The organism is Bacillus sp. RZ2MS9 (assembly GCF_001816185.2).
In the GTDB taxonomy this organism is placed as follows: domain Bacteria; phylum Bacillota; class Bacilli; order Bacillales; family Bacillaceae_G; genus Bacillus_A; species Bacillus_A cereus.
In genome coordinates, this window is the sequence record NZ_CP049978.1 from 1,500,457 (window position 1) to 1,519,362 (window position 18,906).

Consider the following 18,906-nt stretch of genomic DNA (forward strand, 5'->3'; position numbering starts at 1 on the left):
TCTTTCTAATGTAAGGTAAGATAAATTCGAGGTGAAAAAAAGAAATGGAACGATTACAAAAAGTGATTGCGCAAGCAGGTATTGCATCGAGAAGAAAGGCTGAGGAATTAATTCAGCAAGGAAAAGTGAAAGTTAATGGAAAAATAGTGAAGGAGTTAGGGACAAAAGTAACTCCTCAAGATAAAGTAGAAGTAAATAACATCCCTCTTGAAAAAGAAGAACCTGTTTATTTTTTACTATATAAACCAACTGGCGTAATTTCAAGTGTATCAGACGATAAAGGAAGAAGTGTTGTAACGGACTTTTTCCCGGAAATTACACAACGTTTATTCCCAATCGGACGCTTAGATTATGATACGTCTGGCGTATTATTAATGACAAACGATGGGGACTTCGCAAACGTATTAATGCATCCTAGATATAAAGTTGAAAAAACATATGTTGCAAAAATAAAAGGGCCATTAACAGGTGAGAAAATTCGCATGTTAGAACGCGGTGTTACGTTAGAAGACGGTAAAACAGCACCAGCACGTGTGAAAATTATTTCTTGGGACAAGCGTAAAGAAATGGCTATTGTACAATTAACAATTCATGAAGGACGTAATCGTCAAGTACGTCGTATGTTTGAAGCGTTAGACTGTAAAGTAGTGAAATTAAAACGTGAACGTTATGCTTTCTTAGAAGTAGGAAGCCTGCGACCTGGTGATGCGAGAGAATTGACACCACATGAGGTGAAACAATTACGCGCGCTTGCTTCTACAAAGCCAAGATAAGCTATAGAGTTAAAAATTCACCAGTGGAGTGCTCTGCTGGTGATTTATTCAATACAACATTTACAGAAGATAATACATAACATTTATCGAGGAGAGGAGAAGTAATATGAAGAAAAATCGCTTATTATTTCGCGTTATTATTCTACTCATTTTATGTGGTGCTGTAGGATTTACCCTTTATCAAGGATTCTTTGCTAATAAAGAGAAAATGCAAATCGGAAAAGAAGCACCTAACTTTGTTGTGACGGATTTAGAAGGGAAGAAAATTGAACTAAAAGATTTAAAGGGAAAAGGTGTATTTTTAAACTTTTGGGGCACGTGGTGTAAACCTTGTGAAAAAGAAATGCCTTATATGAATGAATTATATCCAAAGTATAAAGAAAAAGGTGTTGAAATCATAGCGTTAGATGCAGATGAAACGGATATTGCAGTAAAGAACTTTGTGAACCAGTATGGTTTGAAATTCCCAGTTGCCATTGATAAAGGACAAAAGATTATAGGAACATATGGAGTAGGTCCATTACCGACAAGCTTTTTGATTGATAAAGATGGAAAAGTAGTGGAGCAAATTATAGGTGAACAAACGAAAGAACAGTTAGAAGGGTATTTAAAGAAAATTACTCCGTAATAAAGAAAGCCTTTACATAAGGGGTGCGTGTCTATAGTGCCTCTGGTTTAAAAATTCTGAGTATTGCGGTAACTTGAGGTTAGAATATACAATAGTACATATAGATACAAGGGCGGTGAGAGTGTTGAAAGAAATTAAATGTGAATGTGGACATGTTAATCCGATAGGAACCGTTTTTTGTGAAGCTTGCGGGAAACCATTTGAAAGCAATGAAAATACAAAACTATTGGATATGCGCTATGAGGGGAGTGCACGGAGATCTCTCACGCAGACAAAAACGATAATCGATAAAATTTGGAGCTTTTTCTCTTCTGTAAAAGTGGGTGTATGGCTAATCGTAATAACTTTAGCTGCATCAGCGATAGGAACTATTTTTCCGCAAGAAATGTACATAACTCCAGGGATTGCACCAGCTGAATATTATAAACAAGAATACGGATTTTTAGGACAATTATACTATCAATTAGGGTTTAATAATTTATACGGTTCATGGTGGTATATGATTTTGATTGCTTCTATCGGTATTTCACTTGTGATATGTAGTTTAGACCGTGTTATTCCACTTTATAAAGCTTTAAAAAAGCAAGGCGTAAAAAGACATCCTAGCTTTTTAAAGAGACAGAGATTATATGGGACTGGTACACCGCAAGAAGGTGACCTGGAAAGAGTGCAAAAGAATTTAAAGAAAAGAAACTATAACGTGAAAGTGGAAGACGGAAACGTTTTAGCAGAAAAGGGACGCTTCTCGCGTTGGGGTCCATATGTAAATCATATCGGTCTTATTATCTTTTTATTCGGTGCGATGCTTCGTTTTTTACCGAGTATGTACGTAGACGAAGCACTTTGGTTACGTGACGGTGAAACGAAAGAGATACCAGGGACGGATGGACAATACTACTTAAAAAACGAGAAATTTATAAAAGAAGTTTATGATAAAAGTAAGGACAAGGAAGTTTTTGATGAAGCGATTGATCGTGTAGGCGATAAAATGATTGCGAAAAACTTCCAAACGAATGCCGTATTATATAAAGCAGTAGGAGAAAATATAGCAGGACAAAAACCGAAATTAGAAAAAGTAAAAGAAGCGGAAATTCGAGTGAATGAACCACTGAAATTTGATCAATTTGCAGTGTATCAAGTGGATTATAAAGAAAGTGAATTTAAAAGTATGTCCTTTAACTTACAAAATAAAGAAAATAATCAAAAGTGGGGACCGATTAAAGTAGATTTAACGAATCCTAAGGAAAAATATGATTTAGGAACTGGTTATTCTCTAGAACTATTAAGCTATTTTCCTGATTTTTATTTTGATGAGAATGGAAAACCAAATACGAAAACGAAATTACCAAACAATCCTGCATTTGTATTTAAAATGTTTACACCTGAAACACCAGATGGTGAAGTGAGTTTTGTTGGTATTCAGCAAAATATAGAACCAGATGGAAACAACAAATATAAAATGTCGTTTGCAGGTGTTGAAATGCAAAATGCAACAGCACTTACTGTAAGAAAAGATTTAACGCTTTGGATTCTCGGCATTGGAGGATTTATATTTATGGTTGGTGTCATTCAAGGTATGTATTGGAATCATCGCCGTATTTGGATACAACGTGTTAATGATGAATGGTGGATTGCAGGGCATACAAATAAAAATTGGTTCGGTTTAAAGAAAGATATTGAAAGAGTAATAGAAGGTACAGCAATTCCACAGCCAAATGATAAAGTAATTGATAAAAAAATTAGTTAAGGTGGGGAAACGATATGGTGCAAATAAGTAGTAACTTTCTCTTTACCGCATTTATTTTATATTTAATTGCGACTCTATTTTTTGGGGGAGCCATTAAAGAAAAGGGTCATAAATGGGCAAATGTAGGAATAACGATTACAATTTTAGGGTTTATAGCACAAACAGTATATTTTGTTACAAGGTGGATTGCATCAGGGCATGCGCCAGTTAGTAACTTTTTTGAATTCGGTACATTTTTCGGCATGATGCTTGTAGGAGCATTTATTGTCATGTATTTTATGTACCGTGTAAGCATAATCGGACTATTTGCATTACCAGTTGCGCTTTTATTAATTGCCTATGCAAGTATGTTTCCGAGGGAAATATCTCCGCTTATTCCATCTTTAAAAAGTAATTGGTTACATATTCACGTGACGACTGCAGCAGCAGGACAAGCCATTTTAGCGATTAGTTTTATTACAGGCGTTATGTATTTATTGAAAAATGTAGATCAATCGACGAGAAGTAAACGTACATTTTGGCTAGAGACGGTAGTATTTACACTTGTTTGTACAGTTGGATTTATTGGAGTAACAACGGTATTTTCTAGTATGAAATATGAAGCGAAGTTTCAATGGATTGATAAAAATGAACAACAACTGGAAATGAAGTACAATCTTCCGGCTTTAGTTGGACCGCATGAAGGGAAGTTACTGACAGAAAATAAATTAGAACCGGCAGTTGAAGTTCCAGCAATTGTAAATGCAAAAAAATTAAATACTGTTATTTGGTCAGTGTTAGTTGGAACATTACTGTATATTGTATTAAGACTCGTTTTACGGAAGCGAGTATCGGCGGCACTTCAGCCGTTAGTAAAGAATACGAATAGTGATCTACTAGATGAAATCGGATATCGATCTATTGCAATTGGATTCCCAGTTTTCACATTAGGTGCATTAATTTTTGCGATGATTTGGGCTCAAATAGCGTGGACGCGCTTTTGGGGCTGGGATCCGAAAGAGGTTTGGGCACTTATAACGTGGCTCTTTTATGCTGCAGTACTACATTTACGATTATCTAAAGGGTGGCATGGGGAGAAATCAGCTTGGCTTGCAGTAATTGGTTTTGCAATCATTATGTTTAACTTTATTGTAGTAAACTTAATTATTGCCGGTTTACATTCATATGCATAGAGAAATAAAATAGGAGAGTGCATGTCACTTTCCTATTTTATTTTTGTCAACTTTTCTTCTTTTTTGAGAAAAACATGACAAAGTAGCGGTTGATTTTGTAAAATGATGTCGAGGACATTATATACAGTTCAAAAAAAATACATAGTTTTGGAAAAAAATTGAACAAAATTTATTATTCTTGTGAAGCATAATATGGGAAGTGAAACATTTAGAAGATTGCTTAAATAAACGAGAATAGCGCAACATAATAGTTAAAGAAGGGTAGGTGTGAACCGCTGAGGTGAGAGTACGCAGCGGGTAGAGATGGAAAATGAATCAAGAATTTTAATTGTAGATGATGAGGATCGTATTCGTCGTTTATTGAAAATGTACTTAGAAAGAGAACAATATACGATTGAAGAAGCAGATAATGGTGATACAGCTTTAGAAATGGCGTTGCAAAATGATTACGATTTAATCTTATTAGATCTTATGATGCCTGGTAAAGATGGCATTGAAGTATGTAAAGGGGTTCGTGAGAAGAAAGCGACACCAATTATTATGCTGACAGCAAAAGGTGAAGAAGTAAATAGAGTACAAGGATTTGAAGTTGGAACAGATGATTATATTGTAAAGCCGTTTAGTCCACGTGAGGTCGTGCTACGTGTGAAAGCGGTATTACGTCGTGCTGTACCAACAACATTCTTTACACAAGATACAACGACAAAAGATGTTACTGTATTCCCTCACTTAACAATTGATAACGATGCACACCGTGTTACTGCAGATGGCAATGAAGTAAACTTAACGCCGAAAGAATATGAGTTACTATTATTTTTAGCGAAAGCTCCTGATAAAGTATTCGATCGTGAGCAGCTGTTAAAAGAAGTATGGCAATATGAATTCTTCGGAGATTTACGTACAGTTGATACACATGTAAAGCGTTTACGTGAGAAGTTAAGCAAAAAATCACCAGATGCAGCGAAAATGATTGTTACTGTTTGGGGTGTAGGTTACAAATTTGAGGTTGTGAACGACTGATGCTTTGGAGAAGTGTAGTAGGGAAGTTATGGATGACCATATTACTTCTCGTTTCGTTTGTTCTTGGATTTGTTGCGATTTTACTTTCACAATTTTTTAGAACGTATTATGTTGATATGAGTGAAAATAGACTTCAAAAAGTCGCAACAAGTGTTACGGAATTAATTGAAGAAGGTGCCGATGTAAAAACGATTGAGAACATCGCGTACAAATTCTCTGATCCACTTTCAAGGATTATTATTGTAGAAGATGGCAAGGAAATCTCTTCTTCACCGAAACAAGAAGGGTTAGTCACCCTTACAATGGATAATTTAAAAGAAGATAAAGAATTAGCCGCTGTTTTTACGGACAAAAAAGAAATTAAGAACAACATTAGAAAAGCTTCTGATAGTAGAAAGAATAAAAGCACTGAAAATGATATTGTGATCGTTGGGAAACCAGTGCAATCAAAAAATCAAAGCGCAGTGTTCGTATATGAATCTTTACAAGTGCCAATAAAAGATATGGAGAGAACGACTGATTTCATTTTCTTAGCCGCTGGGATTGCGATTATATTAACAACTTTCTTTGCGTTCTTCTTATCTACTCGGATTACAGCACCGCTTCGTAAAATGCGTGAGGTTGCTTTTGAAGTGTCACGTGGGAAATTTGATGCAAAGGCTCCTATGGTATCTCAGGACGAAATTGGTGAGCTGGCAACGGCCTTAAATCAAATGGGTAAACAGTTGAAGTTTAATATGAATGCTTTGCAGCAAGAAAAAGAACAGTTAGCTAGTATTTTGAGTAGTATGGCAGATGGAGTTATTACGTTAAATCAAGAAGGTGAAGTCGTAGTTATTAATCCACCGGCTGAACATTTCTTACAAGTTTGGCAAGAAGAAAAAGAGATAGAGTTAAGTAAAAAATTACCTTCTGAACTTGTGGAACTATTCCATCTCGTTGTAGAAAGCGAGCAACAACAAGTTGTTGAAATTAATTTACAAAAAGGGAACTATGTAGTTCTTATGACACCACTTTACAATCAAACGAAAATTCGTGGGGCTGTAGCGGTACTGCGAGATATGACGGAAGAACGTCGTCTTGAGAAAATGCGTCAAGACTTTATTGCGAATGTATCACATGAACTTCGTACACCGATGGTCATGCTGCAAGGGTATAGTGAAGCGATTTTAGATGATATTGTGCAAACGAAAGAGGAAATAGATGAGTTTGTTCAAATCATTTATGATGAATCCGTTCGTTTAGGTAAACTTGTAAATGAATTGTTAGATTTAGCTCGTATGGAAAGCGGTCACGTAGAGTTACATATTGGTGAAGTGGACATACATCCGTTTGTGGAAAAAATTGGTCGTAAATTCCAAGGGATTGCAAAGGATAAAGAAGTTGAACTAACAGTTGATTTCCGGAATCAGATTGAAGAATATGCGTTTGATGCAGATCGGATGGAACAAGTGTTGACGAACTTGATTGATAACGCAATTCGTCATACGAATGCGGGTGGACATGTAACGCTTGTAATTGATACGAAAAATAATGGCCTCATTTTTGAAGTACAAGATTCGGGTGTAGGCATTCCAGAAGAGGATATTCCATTTTTATTTGATCGTTTCTATAAAGCTGATAAAGCAAGAACACGTGGGAAAAAGGGTGGAACAGGACTCGGGCTTGCAATTGCGAAAAATATTGTTCAAGGCCATGACGGTAAAATTTCTGTATCAAGTGTTGTTGGAGAAGGAACTACATTCTCTGTATATTTACCGAATCGTATAATTTAGATATGCTTTTTTAAAGTTGATAATGAATAAAGTTCTGCTGTTTTTTATTTTTTTGTAAACTCAATTAAATAAAGAATGGTAGAACTTTTTTCTATCTTGGTCGAATTAAAAATAACAAGAGAGGTGCTGTGAAGAAATGAAATTATATACAAAAACAGGAGATAAAGGAACGACAAGTGTAATAGGTGGCAGGGTTGATAAAGATGATATCCGTGTGGAAGCGTATGGAACAATAGACGAGGCAAATTCTCATATTGGATATGCAATGACTAAGGTTCAAGGCAAGGCTTTTAGAGATATTTACAATGAGCTCGAAAATATTCAACATGAACTATTTGATTGCGGAGGAGACTTGGCAATAGTGGAACAAAAAATTCCTTATAAAGTGACAATTGAGATGGTTGAAAGTTTAGAAAGAAAGATTGATTTATATATAGAAGAAGCCCCGCCATTAGAACGCTTTATTTTGCCAGGTGGTAGCGAGGCGGCGGCTACTATTCATATTGCACGTACTGTTGTAAGGAGAGCAGAACGCTCTATAGTATCATTGCAAAAAGAAGTGAAAATAAATGAAGTTGTCTTAAAGTATGTAAATAGATTATCTGATTATTTGTTTGCGATAGCTCGAGTAATAAATGCCCGATTACAAGTGAAAGATGTGGAGTATAACCGTAGTGCATTAGTTTTTCGTGATAAGAAAGAGAAGGAAGTGGAGTAATTCACTTTCTTTTTTTGTATACTTTTTTCTGTAATATACCAAAATAGAGAAGGTATGGTGGTAATTAGAAAACGGAGGATGTATATGAAAGTTTTAAAATGCGGCGTCATGTTATTGAGTATACTGTTTGTATCTCAATTACATGTTTATGCAGAGGAAAATCGATGGACATGGCCTGTTGAAGGTCAGATAAGTGATTATTTTGGGACAAGGCATGGAAAACACTATGGTATTGATGTAGCTGCGCCGATTGGAACGCCTGTGGCAGCTATTCAAGATGGTAGGGTAACGAAGTCTTATTATTCAAGTAGTTATGGAAATGTTGTATTTATTAAACACGGAGAATATGAGGCTGTATATGCACATTTAAATAAGAGATATGTGGGGCAGGGAGATTATATTTCCAAAGGAGAAAAAATTGGAGAAGTAGGGAACACGGGAGAATCGCGAGGTGCACACTTACATCTAGAACTTCATCAAGGAAGATGGACGATGGCGAAAAAGAATGCGATGAACCCATTGCTTGTTTTAAATGAACAAAGAAATGAAGTTGTTTCTTCATCATTATATGTCGTACAAAAAGGGGATACTTTAGTTAGTATTGCACGGAAATTTAGTATGACACTTAAGGAAATTAAAGAAAAAAATGGATTGCAGCAAGAGCTAATTTATCCTAATCAACAATTATATGTTAAGTGAAGGAAACATTTCAAAAATTAAACTTTGAACAAATTTATGTTCTTCTTAAATAAGGTTCAATGTAAATGAAATTATATGGGCGCTTTTGCTAGAACTATTGAGTGAATTAGAGCATCTATATCTAAAAGAAAACCGTCCCAAAATTTATTTTGGGACGGCTTCTTTTACCAAAAAATAAAGACACATATAAATCCAGAAATAGCTAAATAGCTATATAAGTAAAAAACTTTTGTTCTTGTTTTCTCTTTTGTTCGAAACAGTACGATAGTCGGTTCAATTAAACCGATTGTCAAACAAAGTAGGCCAAGAAGCATACAACCAATCGAAATAGAATACAGGGCGATTTGTGGTGCTTGAAATGGAATCATCCATTTTAATAAAAATGCAATAAGTGCAGTGTAACAAATACTACCGATGTATTTATTCAGTGGTGTATTAGAACGAAAACCAGGAAGTTTTTTTAAGAAAGAGCGGGAAACAACTTCTGTTTGTAAAGATGTATGCTCTTCAATAATTTTTTGAGCTTCTTTTCCTTTTTGAAAAAGAGATAAGATCCAATTTCGCTCACCCTGAAAAATAAATTGAGAAGTTGTCAAATAGTGATCAATCTTCACTTTATTCCAACTCTTCCACGGATGACGCTCACACAATTTTAATTTACTTTCTGTTTTTTTATCATACTGATAAATACTAATGCCATCTTCATCGAAAGTAGCATAGTATGTCTCGTTTGAGAATGTGCCTAAATCAATTGGGCAGTAGAAAAGTAATTCTTTTTTTAAGTAAAAGTATTCTTTTCTTAAGTTTTTTTTCATTGCTTCTCGAATAGAATGTCTCTTGTCTTTTTTCATGACATTTCCTCCATAACTCAGAAAATGTTCTTATCTTAACAATTCAATATCTTATCACTTTTAATTATATATGACTAGGTAATTCAAAAGAGAAATGCCGAATAATAAAAAATATGGATTGTATTGTAAAATATCTCGCAATTTATTTTTTTGTTACGAAAAATAAATAACTAATTTTAAATAAGTTACAATTTTTTAGTTCACAATGTTATGAGGTTGTTGTATAATGAAGGGGAAAATAGAATATCGGTCTATCTTCGGGGCAGGGTGAAAATCCCGACCGGCGGTGATGAACTATTTATGATTTTGTTCTAAGCCCGCGAGCCGTTAAGGCAGGATTTGGTGTGATTCCAAAGCCGACAGTATAGTCTGGATGGGAGAAGATGGAGGTTCAAGCGTTCAAAAAAGATATGGATTTGAACGTCTGTTTGATGTGCCTTAAATTCTCCCTTTGTGTAAAACACAAAGGGTTTTTTCGTTCTATGAAAAAATAGGCATAGCAGAACCTTTCCACTTTCCATGAGATGATCGATGGAAAAGGAGAGAGAAAGATGAAACAAAAAAACAGTGTAGTGCAGATGGTGAGTGTAGCGATGCTAAGTAGTATTGCATATTTACTAATGATGTTAGATTTCCCGTTCCCAGGGCTTCCGCCATTTTTGAAAATTGATTTTAGTGATGTACCAGCTCTAATTGCAGCAATTATCTTTGGACCAGTAGCAGGAGTGATTGTAGAGGCGATAAAGAACATTTTACATTACGGGATTCAAGGAAGTTTAACGGGAGTACCAGTTGGAGAAATTGCAAACTTTATTGCAGGATGTTTATTTATTGGACCAGCAGCTTTCTTATTTAGAAAGTATCGTACTGTGAAGAGTTTAACTACAGGATTAATGCTAGGGACAATTACAATGGCGCTTATTATGAGTGTATTAAACTACATCATCATATTCCCGGCTTACACTTGGTTTTTAAATTCACCGGCTATGTCTAGCGAAGCTATAAGAACAACGGTTGTAACGGCAATCTTACCATTTAATTTAATTAAAGGGATTGTTGTAACAATTGTATTTGTAGCATTATTCTCACGCCTGAAAGTATGGGTGTTTGCAAAAATGAAAAATGCATAATATATATTAAAACCATTAGTAGTGTGAAACTACTAATGGTTTTTTATTAAGGAAAATAAAATTTAGATACAAAAAATGCCCCTCATCAATATGAGGGGCATTTTTTGAAGTTAATAAAAGACTATTCGAATTTTAAAGCGTCTCCGTCAAATGATTCGTCAGCAACTTTAATTGAGTCAGTTGGACAGCCTTCGAATGCATCCATCATATCTTCAATTAATACATCTGGAATTTCAACGATACCTTGGTTATCATCTAATGTTACAAATGCAATACCTTCATCATCATAGTCATAAATGTCTGGTGCAGCAGCGCCACAAGCACCACATGCAATACAAGTATCTTTATCAACGATTGTATATTTTGCCATCTTTTTTCCCTCCTGATAATATGTATGTGAAAAGCTCGCCATAAAAATTATAACCTTATTGTAAAACGGTTTGTAAAACTTTTCAACATAAAATTATAATGATAATGCTTATCAATTAGAGTGTCAACTTATTTTTGAATTATGTCATAAGATTTTCAAAATACGTAAATATGATTTCGTTTGATACAATAGAATATATACAAGTATATAGTTCTTATATGATAAGTTTAATGAGCGAAAGTAGATAGTGTAATTGTACTGAAAAGAATGAAGTTAAGATTGGAAGGTGGAAGCGGTCATGCAAATACAATATACTTTGTTGCATTGTTTAAAACAATTGAATGGTGAAAGAACCGTTTCTTCTATTTATTATTTACTAAAGGGCAAACGTTCTTCGCAAACTTTACAAGATGGAAATATGTTCCGAATTTCTTTTTTGTTCGGAATATATAAATCATTGAATAGAAATGACTATGATGGTGAAGTTGCAAAGTTGTTGCAAGCGAATTTTATTCAAGAAATACATGAAAATACATATGTGTTAACACCTACGGGTAAAATGCAGTTACATAAATGGGGGGAAGTTTATGCTTTTCCGGCGCATTTGCATGGTTTACATTATGGTGAATTAGGTGAAACATTTTGGAAAAGATTATCATTAATTATTCAAACTATATCAAATTTACAACAGAATAATACGAAGTTTATCCCAATTCAGCAAGATACAGAAATAATGATGTGGGTGAAACGTTTTCTAACAGGAATACCATATAAGAGAAGTGAGTTGGCGAGAAAACTATGGACGGAAGTACATAATCTTTTAGAAAAGAGCAATACGATAGAAGCGACGATTGTAACATATCGACTAACGGGTTATGAACGTATTGGTTGTACATTGCAACAATTAGCAGAAATTACGAAACAAGATATATTCAGGGTGTATTTTTTATTTTGGGGTACAATGCATTTCTTTATACAAGAAGTTCGTGATAAAGAAAATGAATTTCCACTATTAGCTGAAATTATATCTTATCCAAATGAGAGAGCTGAATTATTTAGTTTATCCACGAAAAAAACATATAATTTTTGGAGACAAGGACGTTCTTTAGAAGAAATAGCGACGATTCGGAATTTAAAGGTTGCAACGATAGAAGATCATTTTGTTGAAATTGCTTTGCGAGAAAAAGATTTTTCTATTGAAATGTTTATGGAAAAAGAAAAGATAGACAAAGTAATAAAAGTAATTGAAGCATTGCAAACGCGGAAGTTACGTGTTTTGAAACAAGCGGTTGGAGAAGATATCTCTTATTTTGAAGTTCGTCTTGTATTAGCGCGGATGGAGGGTGTAAATGAAACTTGAAGAATATTTATATAAGTGGTTTGGATATTCTGAATTTCGTCCAGGTCAAAAAGGAGTTATTACAGATTTATTAGAAGGAAAAGATGTGATAGCAATGCTTCCGACTGGAAGAGGGAAATCTATGTGCTATCAGTTTCCGGGGCTTATGCGAGAAGGAACAGTGCTTGTTGTATCACCGTTATTATCTTTAATGGAAGATCAAGTGACACAATTAAAGTATGTTGTGAAAAACCGAGTAATAGCATTTAATAGTTTTCGGACATTAAATGAAAAAAGAGAAGCGATGAAAAAATTATCTTCATATAAATTTATTTTTGTTTCACCAGAGATGTTACAGTCGGAGTTATTAATTAGGGAATTGAAGAAAATTCATATTTCATTATTTGTTGTTGATGAGGCTCATTGTATTTCTCAATGGGGTTATGATTTTAGACCGGACTATAAAAAACTAAATGTAGTTATTGAAAATATTGGTTCTCCTACAGTATTAGCATTGACAGCCACAGCGACAAAAGGGGTACTGCAGGATATCGCAAATAGTTTAAATTTAAAGGGTGCCGCGGAACATGTATACTCTATTGATCGTCCTAATATTGCAATGGATGTGCAATTTGTAGAGACGATAGAAGAAAAGAAAGAGGCGCTTTTAGAGCAGGTGATGTATTTACAAGGGCCGGGGATTGTATATTGCTCAAGTAGAGCGTGGACAGAAAGGTTAACGGAATACTTGAGAGGGAAAGGTGTTACTGGTGTAGCTTTTTATCATGGTGGTATGGAACATGAAGAGCGTATGTTAATTCAACAGCAGTTTATGAACGATCAATTGCAACTTGTAATATGCACAAGTGCATTTGGTATGGGGGTAAATAAGGCGAATACGCGATATATTATTCATTTTCATTATCCAACTAATATAGCTTCTTACTTACAAGAAATCGGAAGAGCTGGAAGAGATGGCGAACCGAGTATAGCTATTTTATTATGTAGTCCGCTGGATCATGATTTACCAATTTCAATCATTGAGGATGAATTGCCAAGTAAGTCACAAATACAATTTTTATTTTCTTTACTACAAGAAAGAATGTTTCAAACGAAAGAATTACCAATAGAAGATGTAGAAGAAATTTGTTATAATGCAGCAAGATTTAATGAGCAATATTGGCGTTTCGTTCGTTATCATCTCGAACAGGTTGGAATTATACAACAACGAAGATTATTATTAGAAGGTTTGTCAGATGAAATTATGAACCGATTAATAGCTGAAGTAGAAATAAGGTTGCGTAATAAATATAGTGAGCTAGAAAATATGAAATCATGGATACAAGTTAAAGGGTGTAGACGTGAATATGTGCTGCAACAGTTCGGTTATAGGAAAGAGCAAGAGTTAATTAATTGCTGCGATTATTGCGGTATTATAAAAGAAGATTATAAAAAAAGACGAGCGCAACAATCGGATTTCGACTATAATTGGGAAACAGAGTTACAAAAGCTTTTCGGCCTAGAAAAGATGGAGGAATGATGAACATTCAAAGGCATAATGTTGAAGATATGAGTCCGCAGGAAATAAGGCTGAATCTATATATAACACAGTTAATTATTATCGGTATTGGCTGTTTACTGGCATATATATTATTTCAAGATGTAAAAGAAGTCTTTAATTTATGGAAATGGGAACCAGTATCTATACTTATTATAGGTGGTTTGTTAGCGATTGGTATTGTGTTATTAGATTATGTTGCAATGCGAGTGTTTCCGGAGTCTTGGTTTGATGATGGTGGTATTAACGATAAGATGTTTCGAGGAATGTCCGTTCTACACTTACTCGTTATTACGTTCTTAATTGGTTTTGCAGAAGAATTTTTATTTAGAGGTGTAGTACAGACTCATTTTGGAATTGTAATTGCGAGCTTCGTATTTGCAGTGTTACATATTCGTTATATAACAAAGCCATTTTTGTTTTGTTTCGTCTGTTTCATTAGTTTTGTCTTTGGTTATGTATTTGAATGGACAGGAAATTTGTTTATAACAATCTTTGCACACTTTCTTGTTGATTTTATAATGGGACTCCAATTAAGAAAATAAATGGAAGGTGGTGGTGAACAACATGAGGAAACGAATTCCTGATTTTGAAGAGGAATTAGAAGTTGAGCGAGTGGAAGAAAAAGAAAGTTTACCGCCGCGTAGTGAAATTCATAGAAATAAAGAAAAAAAACAAAAGTTTAAAATAAATCACATTTTCGTCCGGGTTTTAACATTTCTATTCATTCTGCTGCCGATTAGTATTTTGTGGTACACGGATAAATATATTCAGGTGAAGGGTGATAGTAATAATGCCGGAAAAAGTGCGTTTGAAGTAATCTTCTTTGATTCAGCTAAATCTGAGTCGCAGAAACATTCTGAAAAAGTAATAACGCATACTGTGAAAGAGGGAGAAACTTTAGAAAGTATAGCGAAGCAATATTTTTCAGATGGAAATGGAATTGAAGTAATTAAAAAGTATAATAACTTGCAAGAAGATGAAGTGAGTGCAGGTCAAGAATTAAAAATTCCGATAAAAGATAAGTCCACAAAGCAAGAAAGCTAGTGAGTTAAGCGATCACCGTTTGTTATAAAAGCCTAGGATTATCTTTATGAGGAGGGGAGTCAAAAATATGATATGGATTATATTATTCAGTACTCTCATAGGCATGGGGATTTTATTGCTTCTTGTGATGTATAAAGAAGCGATGCGTAATACGGTGTTGGAACATACTTTAGTATTTAAAGAATTTCCGAAAAGTTTTCAAAAAGTAAATGTGTTTTTTATTTCTGATATTCATAGAAGAGTCATTTCGAATTTGTTAATTGAACAAGTAAAAGGAAAAGTAGATCTCGTAATTATCGGAGGAGATTTAGCAGAGAAAGGTGTCTCTTTATCAAAAATCTCTGCGAATATTCAAAAGTTAAGAGAGGTAGCTCCTGTATATTTTGTGTGGGGAAACAATGATTATGAGATAGAATATCATGAATTAGATGCGTTATTATTAGAAAATAACGTAAAAGTTTTAGATAATACAAGAGTGGTATTTGAGTCTGAATTAGGCGAGAAAATTTGTTTGCTCGGTATAGATGATGTTGGATTGCACCGTGATCGTCTAGATTTGGCATTGGCGGATTGTAAAGAAGATGGTTTTCGTATCCTAGTTAGTCACAACCCTGATATAATAAAAAAAATGTCTGGAAATGAACAGATTTCACTTGTCTTAAGTGGACATACGCATGGAGGGCAAATCCGATTATTCCCATCTAAAAAATATTTAAAAGGTGGCGTATATAACCATTTAAATACGATTCTCTTTGTTAGTAATGGGTATGGAACAACATTGATACCACTTCGTTTCCGAGCACCTGCTCAAACACACATCATTACATTGTGCGGAGGGAAATGATGCCAACTCTTAATGGGAAATACAATATAAAAGCCGTTTCGAATATAATTGGAGTTCAGCCGAGTACGCTTCGTGCATGGGAAAGACGATATCAAATTATTGCCCCAAAGCGGAATCAAGCTGGGCATCGTTTATATACAGAAGAGCATATTCAAATTTTAAAATGGTTAATGGAAAAAGTTTCTTCCGGTATGATGATTGGACAAGCAGTTCAATTATTAGAAGAAAATCGTTTGCAGAGTACAGTTCAAAAAGAGATACATTTCGATAAAGAAGTTGTTTTAGTGGACGATTTGCTACAAGCTTTGTTAAAATTTGATGAAATTACAATTGCTGCATTATTAAACGAAGCTTTTAGTATATATTCAACAGAGAAGGTTGTTGCCAGTATTGTTCTTCGAGTGACAGACAAATTATTAACGTCAAAAAATAATAATGAGATTTCAATGGTGCAATTTCAATATGCACTATCATTTTTACAAACGCGTCTAGGGATGGTGTATCACAATGCCTCAATGTTTTCCTCTTTACACAAAGTTATTGTGTTAGAAAAGGATGCATTGAAAGGATTTATTTTTTCAACTTATTTACGCTTAAAAGGATATGAGGCGATATATATTAGGACAAGCTTAGCTGAAGATGGTATGTTATCAGCGGTAGAGGAAATACAGCCGAAATATGTATTTATATCTTTTGCTGACGAACAAGAAATGAAAAAGACGATGAACTTTATAAATTTATTACAAGAAAAAAGGGAATCTCTTTCTGTTGGATTTATCGGAAAGCTAGGCGTTCTAAACCAGTTGGACATTGAAACAATCTTAATTGGTGATACGAAAGAAGAATGGGATGGATGGTTAAAAATGTCGGAATAGTTGTTCGAAAAGAACCATCTATTTTCTATTTCATATAATAAAAATTAGATGCATTGGTTACGTAGGGAGGGTATGAGATGAGGCTGGAACGATTAAATTACAATAAGATAAAAATTTTTCTAACATTTGATGATTTATCTGAACGAGGATTAACGAAAGAAGATTTATGGAGAAATGCACCGAAAGTACAGCAATTATTTCGTGATATGATGCAAGAAGCAAATAAGGAATTAGGATTTGAAGCAGATGGTCCGATTGCAGTTGAAGTGTTTTCTCTACAAGCACAAGGGATGGTTGTAATTGTAACGAAAGAAAATCAAGAAATAGATACAGATGATGAGTTCCGTGACGAGTTTATTGAAATGCAAGTGACTCTAGATGAAAGTGAGCATATATTATATGAGTTTGCTACGCTAGATGACGTAATTAACCTGTCGAATCGCTTATATAACCTTGGTGTAACTGGCGGAAAGCTATATACGTGGGATGAGCGCTTCTATCTTTGGGTGGAAGAAGAGGAACAAATTCAATTGTTAAAGGCGGATTTTATAGCTATTTTAGCGGAATACGGTAATCCGTCTACAGCAACCATTTATCGCATCATGGAGTACGGTAAAGAATTAATGGATGTTAACGCGATAGAACAAATACACAATTACTTTGTGAAAAAACAAAACCTCAGCTAATACAACATAGCTGAGGTTTTGTTCTTATTTGGAGAAGGGAAGGGATGATTGTAAATACTCGAACATACTTTTTGAAAATAAAATATGCAGTTTTATGGGAGTGTGGTTGATGAAAATAAAAAATATTTAAATATTTAAGTATTTTACTTTTCTAAAAGTAATAAAAGGACTATAATAATAGTGAAAACGCTTGCAATAGAAAATAGTTTGTATATATTTGTTAGCGTTTTCTATTGCATTCCAAATTTAAGGGTGTATACTAGGCAATGAAGGTTTACTAAACAAGTGAAATTACAGGGGGTTTACTTACTATGGTAGCCGAAAAGGGAACTCAAACAAAAACACAACAACAAAGGGAACAACATTTTGAACTATTGAATTCAACACAAATTGTTATTAGTGAAGCGTTAGAAAAATTGGGTTATCCAAACGAAGTATATGAATTATTAAAAGAACCAATTCGTATGATGACAGTGAAAATACCAGTTCGTATGGATGACGGGACTGTTAAAATATTTACAGGATATCGTGCGCAACATAATGATGCTGTTGGTCCAACGAAAGGTGGAATTCGCTTCCATCCGAATGTAACAGAAAATGAAGTGAAAGCACTTTCAATCTGGATGAGTTTAAAATGTGGTATTGTTGATTTACCATATGGTGGAGGTAAGGGTGGAATTATTTGTGATCCACGTGAAATGTCATTCCGTGAGTTAGAAAGATTAAGCCGCGGTTATGTACGAGCAATTAGCCAAATCGTAGGACCGACGAAAGATATTCCAGCTCCAGATGTATTCACAAACTCTCAAATTATGGCATGGATGATGGATGAGTATAGCCGTATTGATGAATTTAATTCACCAGGATTTATTACAGGTAAACCGCTTGTACTAGGTGGATCACATGGACGTGAAACAGCAACAGCGAAAGGTGTAACAATTTGTATTCGCGAAGCTGCGAAAAAACGTGGCATTGATATTAAGGGTGCACGCGTTGTTGTTCAAGGATTCGGTAATGCTGGTAGCTTCTTAGCTAAATTTATGCATGATGCAGGTGCGAAAGTTATTGCAATCTCAGATGCTTACGGCGCGTTACATGATCCAAACGGATTAGATATTGATTATTTATTAGACCGTCGTGATAGCTTCGGTACAGTAACAAAGTTATTTAACAATACAATTTCAAACAAAGAATTGTTAGAACTTGATTGCGATATTTTAGTTCCAGCTGCAATTGAGAACCAAATTACAGAAGAAAATGCTAATGATATTAAAGCGAAAATCGTTGTTGAAGCTGCAAATGGTCCAACAACATTAGAAGCGACTAAAATTTTAACAGATCGCGGAATTTTACTTGTTCCAGACGTGTTAGCAAGTGCTGGTGGTGTAACAGTATCTTACTTTGAGTGGGTACAAAATAACCAAGGTTACTACTGGACTGAAGAAGAAGTAGAACAACGTTTAGAAAAAGTAATGGTAAGATCATTTGATTCTATTTATGAAACAGCACAAGTTCGTAAAGTGAACATGCGCTTAGCGGCGTACATGGTTGGTGTTCGTAAAATGGCTGAAGCAAGCCGCTTCAGAGGTTGGGTATAAAATATTATATCTTGAGAAAACGTGATTTCCTTTCGAGGGAATCACGTTTTTTTGTTGAAGTATTAAATGAGGTGTT

General features: G+C 34.6%; 19 protein-coding genes and 1 riboswitch. Of the genes, 17 read left to right on the forward strand and 2 right to left on the reverse strand.

Annotation, left to right across the window (positions count from 1 at the left end):
• Positions 1–44 precede the first annotated feature (44 nt).
• From rluB to BHV55_RS07805, 8 genes are all read left to right on the forward strand, one after another.
• The gene (rluB, locus tag BHV55_RS07770) at positions 45–773 is read left to right on the forward strand and encodes a 23S rRNA pseudouridine(2605) synthase RluB (RefSeq protein WP_000440556.1); all 729 of its coding nucleotides are present in this window, start codon (positions 45–47) and stop codon (positions 771–773) included.
• 106 nt (positions 774–879) lie between these two features.
• Entirely contained in the window at positions 880–1,401 is a 522-nt protein-coding gene (gene resA / locus BHV55_RS07775; protein ID WP_000742194.1) for a thiol-disulfide oxidoreductase ResA, read from the forward strand.
• Positions 1,402–1,522: 121 nt separating this feature from the next.
• Positions 1,523–3,148, forward strand: coding sequence for a cytochrome c biogenesis protein ResB (gene resB / locus BHV55_RS07780; RefSeq protein ID WP_000910547.1), 1,626 nt, complete (start codon positions 1,523–1,525; stop codon positions 3,146–3,148).
• Positions 3,149–3,162: 14 nt separating this feature from the next.
• Positions 3,163–4,320 carry a cytochrome c biogenesis protein ResC gene (gene resC / locus BHV55_RS07785; RefSeq protein ID WP_000250081.1) on the forward strand — a complete coding sequence of 386 codons (1,158 nt, stop codon included), beginning with the start codon at positions 3,163–3,165 and terminating at the stop codon, positions 4,318–4,320.
• 303 nt (positions 4,321–4,623) lie between these two features.
• Positions 4,624–5,340 carry a DNA-binding response regulator ResD gene (gene resD, locus BHV55_RS07790; protein WP_000426861.1) on the forward strand — a complete coding sequence of 239 codons (717 nt, stop codon included), beginning with the start codon at positions 4,624–4,626 and terminating at the stop codon, positions 5,338–5,340.
• The gene (gene resE / locus BHV55_RS07795; protein WP_000964697.1) at positions 5,340–7,115 is read left to right on the forward strand and encodes a sensor histidine kinase ResE; all 1,776 of its coding nucleotides are present in this window, start codon (positions 5,340–5,342) and stop codon (positions 7,113–7,115) included. The genes resD and resE overlap by 1 nt, the downstream gene beginning before the upstream one ends.
• A gap of 136 nt (positions 7,116–7,251) precedes the next feature.
• Complete coding sequence (locus tag BHV55_RS07800; RefSeq protein WP_000781278.1) at positions 7,252–7,833, forward strand: cob(I)yrinic acid a,c-diamide adenosyltransferase; 582 nt, start codon at positions 7,252–7,254, stop codon at positions 7,831–7,833.
• A gap of 84 nt (positions 7,834–7,917) precedes the next feature.
• A complete protein-coding gene (locus tag BHV55_RS07805; RefSeq protein ID WP_000866120.1) occupies positions 7,918–8,532 on the forward strand; it encodes a peptidoglycan DD-metalloendopeptidase family protein in 615 nt (204 codons plus the stop codon).
• 164 nt (positions 8,533–8,696) lie between these two features.
• On the opposite strand, the gene BHV55_RS07810 is transcribed toward BHV55_RS07805, so the two are convergent.
• A complete protein-coding gene (locus BHV55_RS07810) occupies positions 8,697–9,383 on the reverse strand; it encodes a hypothetical protein (protein WP_000710837.1) in 687 nt (228 codons plus the stop codon).
• A gap of 249 nt (positions 9,384–9,632) precedes the next feature.
• A riboswitch (FMN riboswitch) is annotated at positions 9,633–9,772 on the forward strand.
• Between the two features lie 162 nt (positions 9,773–9,934).
• Here BHV55_RS07810 and BHV55_RS07815 point away from each other — a divergent pair.
• Complete coding sequence (locus BHV55_RS07815; RefSeq protein WP_000810856.1) at positions 9,935–10,513, forward strand: ECF transporter S component; 579 nt, start codon at positions 9,935–9,937, stop codon at positions 10,511–10,513.
• 121 nt (positions 10,514–10,634) lie between these two features.
• Here BHV55_RS07815 and BHV55_RS07820 read toward each other — a convergent pair whose 3' ends face one another.
• Positions 10,635–10,883 (reverse strand): ferredoxin, encoded by a 249-nt coding sequence (locus BHV55_RS07820; RefSeq protein WP_001151993.1) that lies wholly within the window; start codon positions 10,881–10,883, stop codon positions 10,635–10,637.
• 298 nt (positions 10,884–11,181) lie between these two features.
• Between BHV55_RS07820 and BHV55_RS07825 the strand changes: the two genes are divergently transcribed.
• The 8 genes from BHV55_RS07825 (at position 11,182) to gudB (ending at position 18,830) form a co-directional block, all read left to right on the forward strand.
• Entirely contained in the window at positions 11,182–12,243 is a 1,062-nt protein-coding gene (locus BHV55_RS07825; RefSeq protein WP_001167013.1) for a YpbB family protein, read from the forward strand.
• Positions 12,233–13,762 (forward strand): ATP-dependent DNA helicase RecQ, encoded by a 1,530-nt coding sequence (gene recQ / locus BHV55_RS07830; protein ID WP_000762979.1) that lies wholly within the window; start codon positions 12,233–12,235, stop codon positions 13,760–13,762. The genes BHV55_RS07825 and recQ overlap by 11 nt, the downstream gene beginning before the upstream one ends.
• Positions 13,762–14,325: a CPBP family intramembrane glutamic endopeptidase gene (locus BHV55_RS07835; protein ID WP_001025780.1), complete on the forward strand. Its 564-nt coding sequence runs from the start codon at positions 13,762–13,764 to the stop codon at positions 14,323–14,325. Before recQ ends, BHV55_RS07835 begins: the two co-directional genes overlap by 1 nt.
• A gap of 22 nt (positions 14,326–14,347) precedes the next feature.
• On the forward strand, positions 14,348–14,827 hold the full coding sequence (locus tag BHV55_RS07840; RefSeq protein WP_001231553.1) for a LysM peptidoglycan-binding domain-containing protein: 480 nt from the start codon (positions 14,348–14,350) through the stop codon (positions 14,825–14,827).
• 67 nt (positions 14,828–14,894) lie between these two features.
• Positions 14,895–15,671 carry a metallophosphoesterase gene (locus BHV55_RS07845; RefSeq protein WP_000637799.1) on the forward strand — a complete coding sequence of 259 codons (777 nt, stop codon included), beginning with the start codon at positions 14,895–14,897 and terminating at the stop codon, positions 15,669–15,671.
• On the forward strand, positions 15,671–16,546 hold the full coding sequence (locus BHV55_RS07850; RefSeq protein WP_001142650.1) for a MerR family transcriptional regulator: 876 nt from the start codon (positions 15,671–15,673) through the stop codon (positions 16,544–16,546). Before BHV55_RS07845 ends, BHV55_RS07850 begins: the two co-directional genes overlap by 1 nt.
• Before the next feature lie 77 nt (positions 16,547–16,623).
• Complete coding sequence (locus BHV55_RS07855) at positions 16,624–17,232, forward strand: genetic competence negative regulator (RefSeq protein WP_001235397.1); 609 nt, start codon at positions 16,624–16,626, stop codon at positions 17,230–17,232.
• A gap of 311 nt (positions 17,233–17,543) precedes the next feature.
• Positions 17,544–18,830, forward strand: a complete 1,287-nt coding sequence (gene gudB, locus BHV55_RS07860; protein ID WP_000225173.1) for an NAD-specific glutamate dehydrogenase — start codon at positions 17,544–17,546, stop codon at positions 18,828–18,830.
• Positions 18,831–18,906: the final 76 nt, after the last annotated feature.

Excerpts from the sequence above, each read along its gene's own strand:
- BHV55_RS07825 (WP_001167013.1), top strand. The coding sequence starts at position 11,182 with ATGCAAATACAATATACTTTGTTGCATTGTTTAAAACAATTGAATGGT.
- BHV55_RS07820 (WP_001151993.1), bottom strand. The coding sequence starts at position 10,883 with ATGGCAAAATATACAATCGTTGATAAAGATACTTGTATTGCATGTGGT.
- resA (WP_000742194.1), top strand. The coding sequence starts at position 880 with ATGAAGAAAAATCGCTTATTATTTCGCGTTATTATTCTACTCATTTTA.
- resE (WP_000964697.1), top strand. The coding sequence starts at position 5,340 with ATGCTTTGGAGAAGTGTAGTAGGGAAGTTATGGATGACCATATTACTT.
- BHV55_RS07845 (WP_000637799.1), top strand. The coding sequence starts at position 14,895 with ATGATATGGATTATATTATTCAGTACTCTCATAGGCATGGGGATTTTA.
- resC (WP_000250081.1), top strand. The coding sequence starts at position 3,163 with ATGGTGCAAATAAGTAGTAACTTTCTCTTTACCGCATTTATTTTATAT.
- BHV55_RS07835 (WP_001025780.1), top strand. The coding sequence starts at position 13,762 with ATGAACATTCAAAGGCATAATGTTGAAGATATGAGTCCGCAGGAAATA.
- resD (WP_000426861.1), top strand. The coding sequence starts at position 4,624 with ATGGAAAATGAATCAAGAATTTTAATTGTAGATGATGAGGATCGTATT.
- BHV55_RS07800 (WP_000781278.1), top strand. The coding sequence starts at position 7,252 with ATGAAATTATATACAAAAACAGGAGATAAAGGAACGACAAGTGTAATA.
- BHV55_RS07810 (WP_000710837.1), bottom strand. The coding sequence starts at position 9,383 with ATGAAAAAAGACAAGAGACATTCTATTCGAGAAGCAATGAAAAAAAAC.
- gudB (WP_000225173.1), top strand. The coding sequence starts at position 17,544 with ATGGTAGCCGAAAAGGGAACTCAAACAAAAACACAACAACAAAGGGAA.
- BHV55_RS07840 (WP_001231553.1), top strand. The coding sequence starts at position 14,348 with ATGAGGAAACGAATTCCTGATTTTGAAGAGGAATTAGAAGTTGAGCGA.
- rluB (WP_000440556.1), top strand. The coding sequence starts at position 45 with ATGGAACGATTACAAAAAGTGATTGCGCAAGCAGGTATTGCATCGAGA.
- BHV55_RS07805 (WP_000866120.1), top strand. The coding sequence starts at position 7,918 with ATGAAAGTTTTAAAATGCGGCGTCATGTTATTGAGTATACTGTTTGTA.
- BHV55_RS07850 (WP_001142650.1), top strand. The coding sequence starts at position 15,671 with ATGCCAACTCTTAATGGGAAATACAATATAAAAGCCGTTTCGAATATA.
- BHV55_RS07855 (WP_001235397.1), top strand. The coding sequence starts at position 16,624 with ATGAGGCTGGAACGATTAAATTACAATAAGATAAAAATTTTTCTAACA.
- recQ (WP_000762979.1), top strand. The coding sequence starts at position 12,233 with ATGAAACTTGAAGAATATTTATATAAGTGGTTTGGATATTCTGAATTT.
- BHV55_RS07815 (WP_000810856.1), top strand. The coding sequence starts at position 9,935 with ATGAAACAAAAAAACAGTGTAGTGCAGATGGTGAGTGTAGCGATGCTA.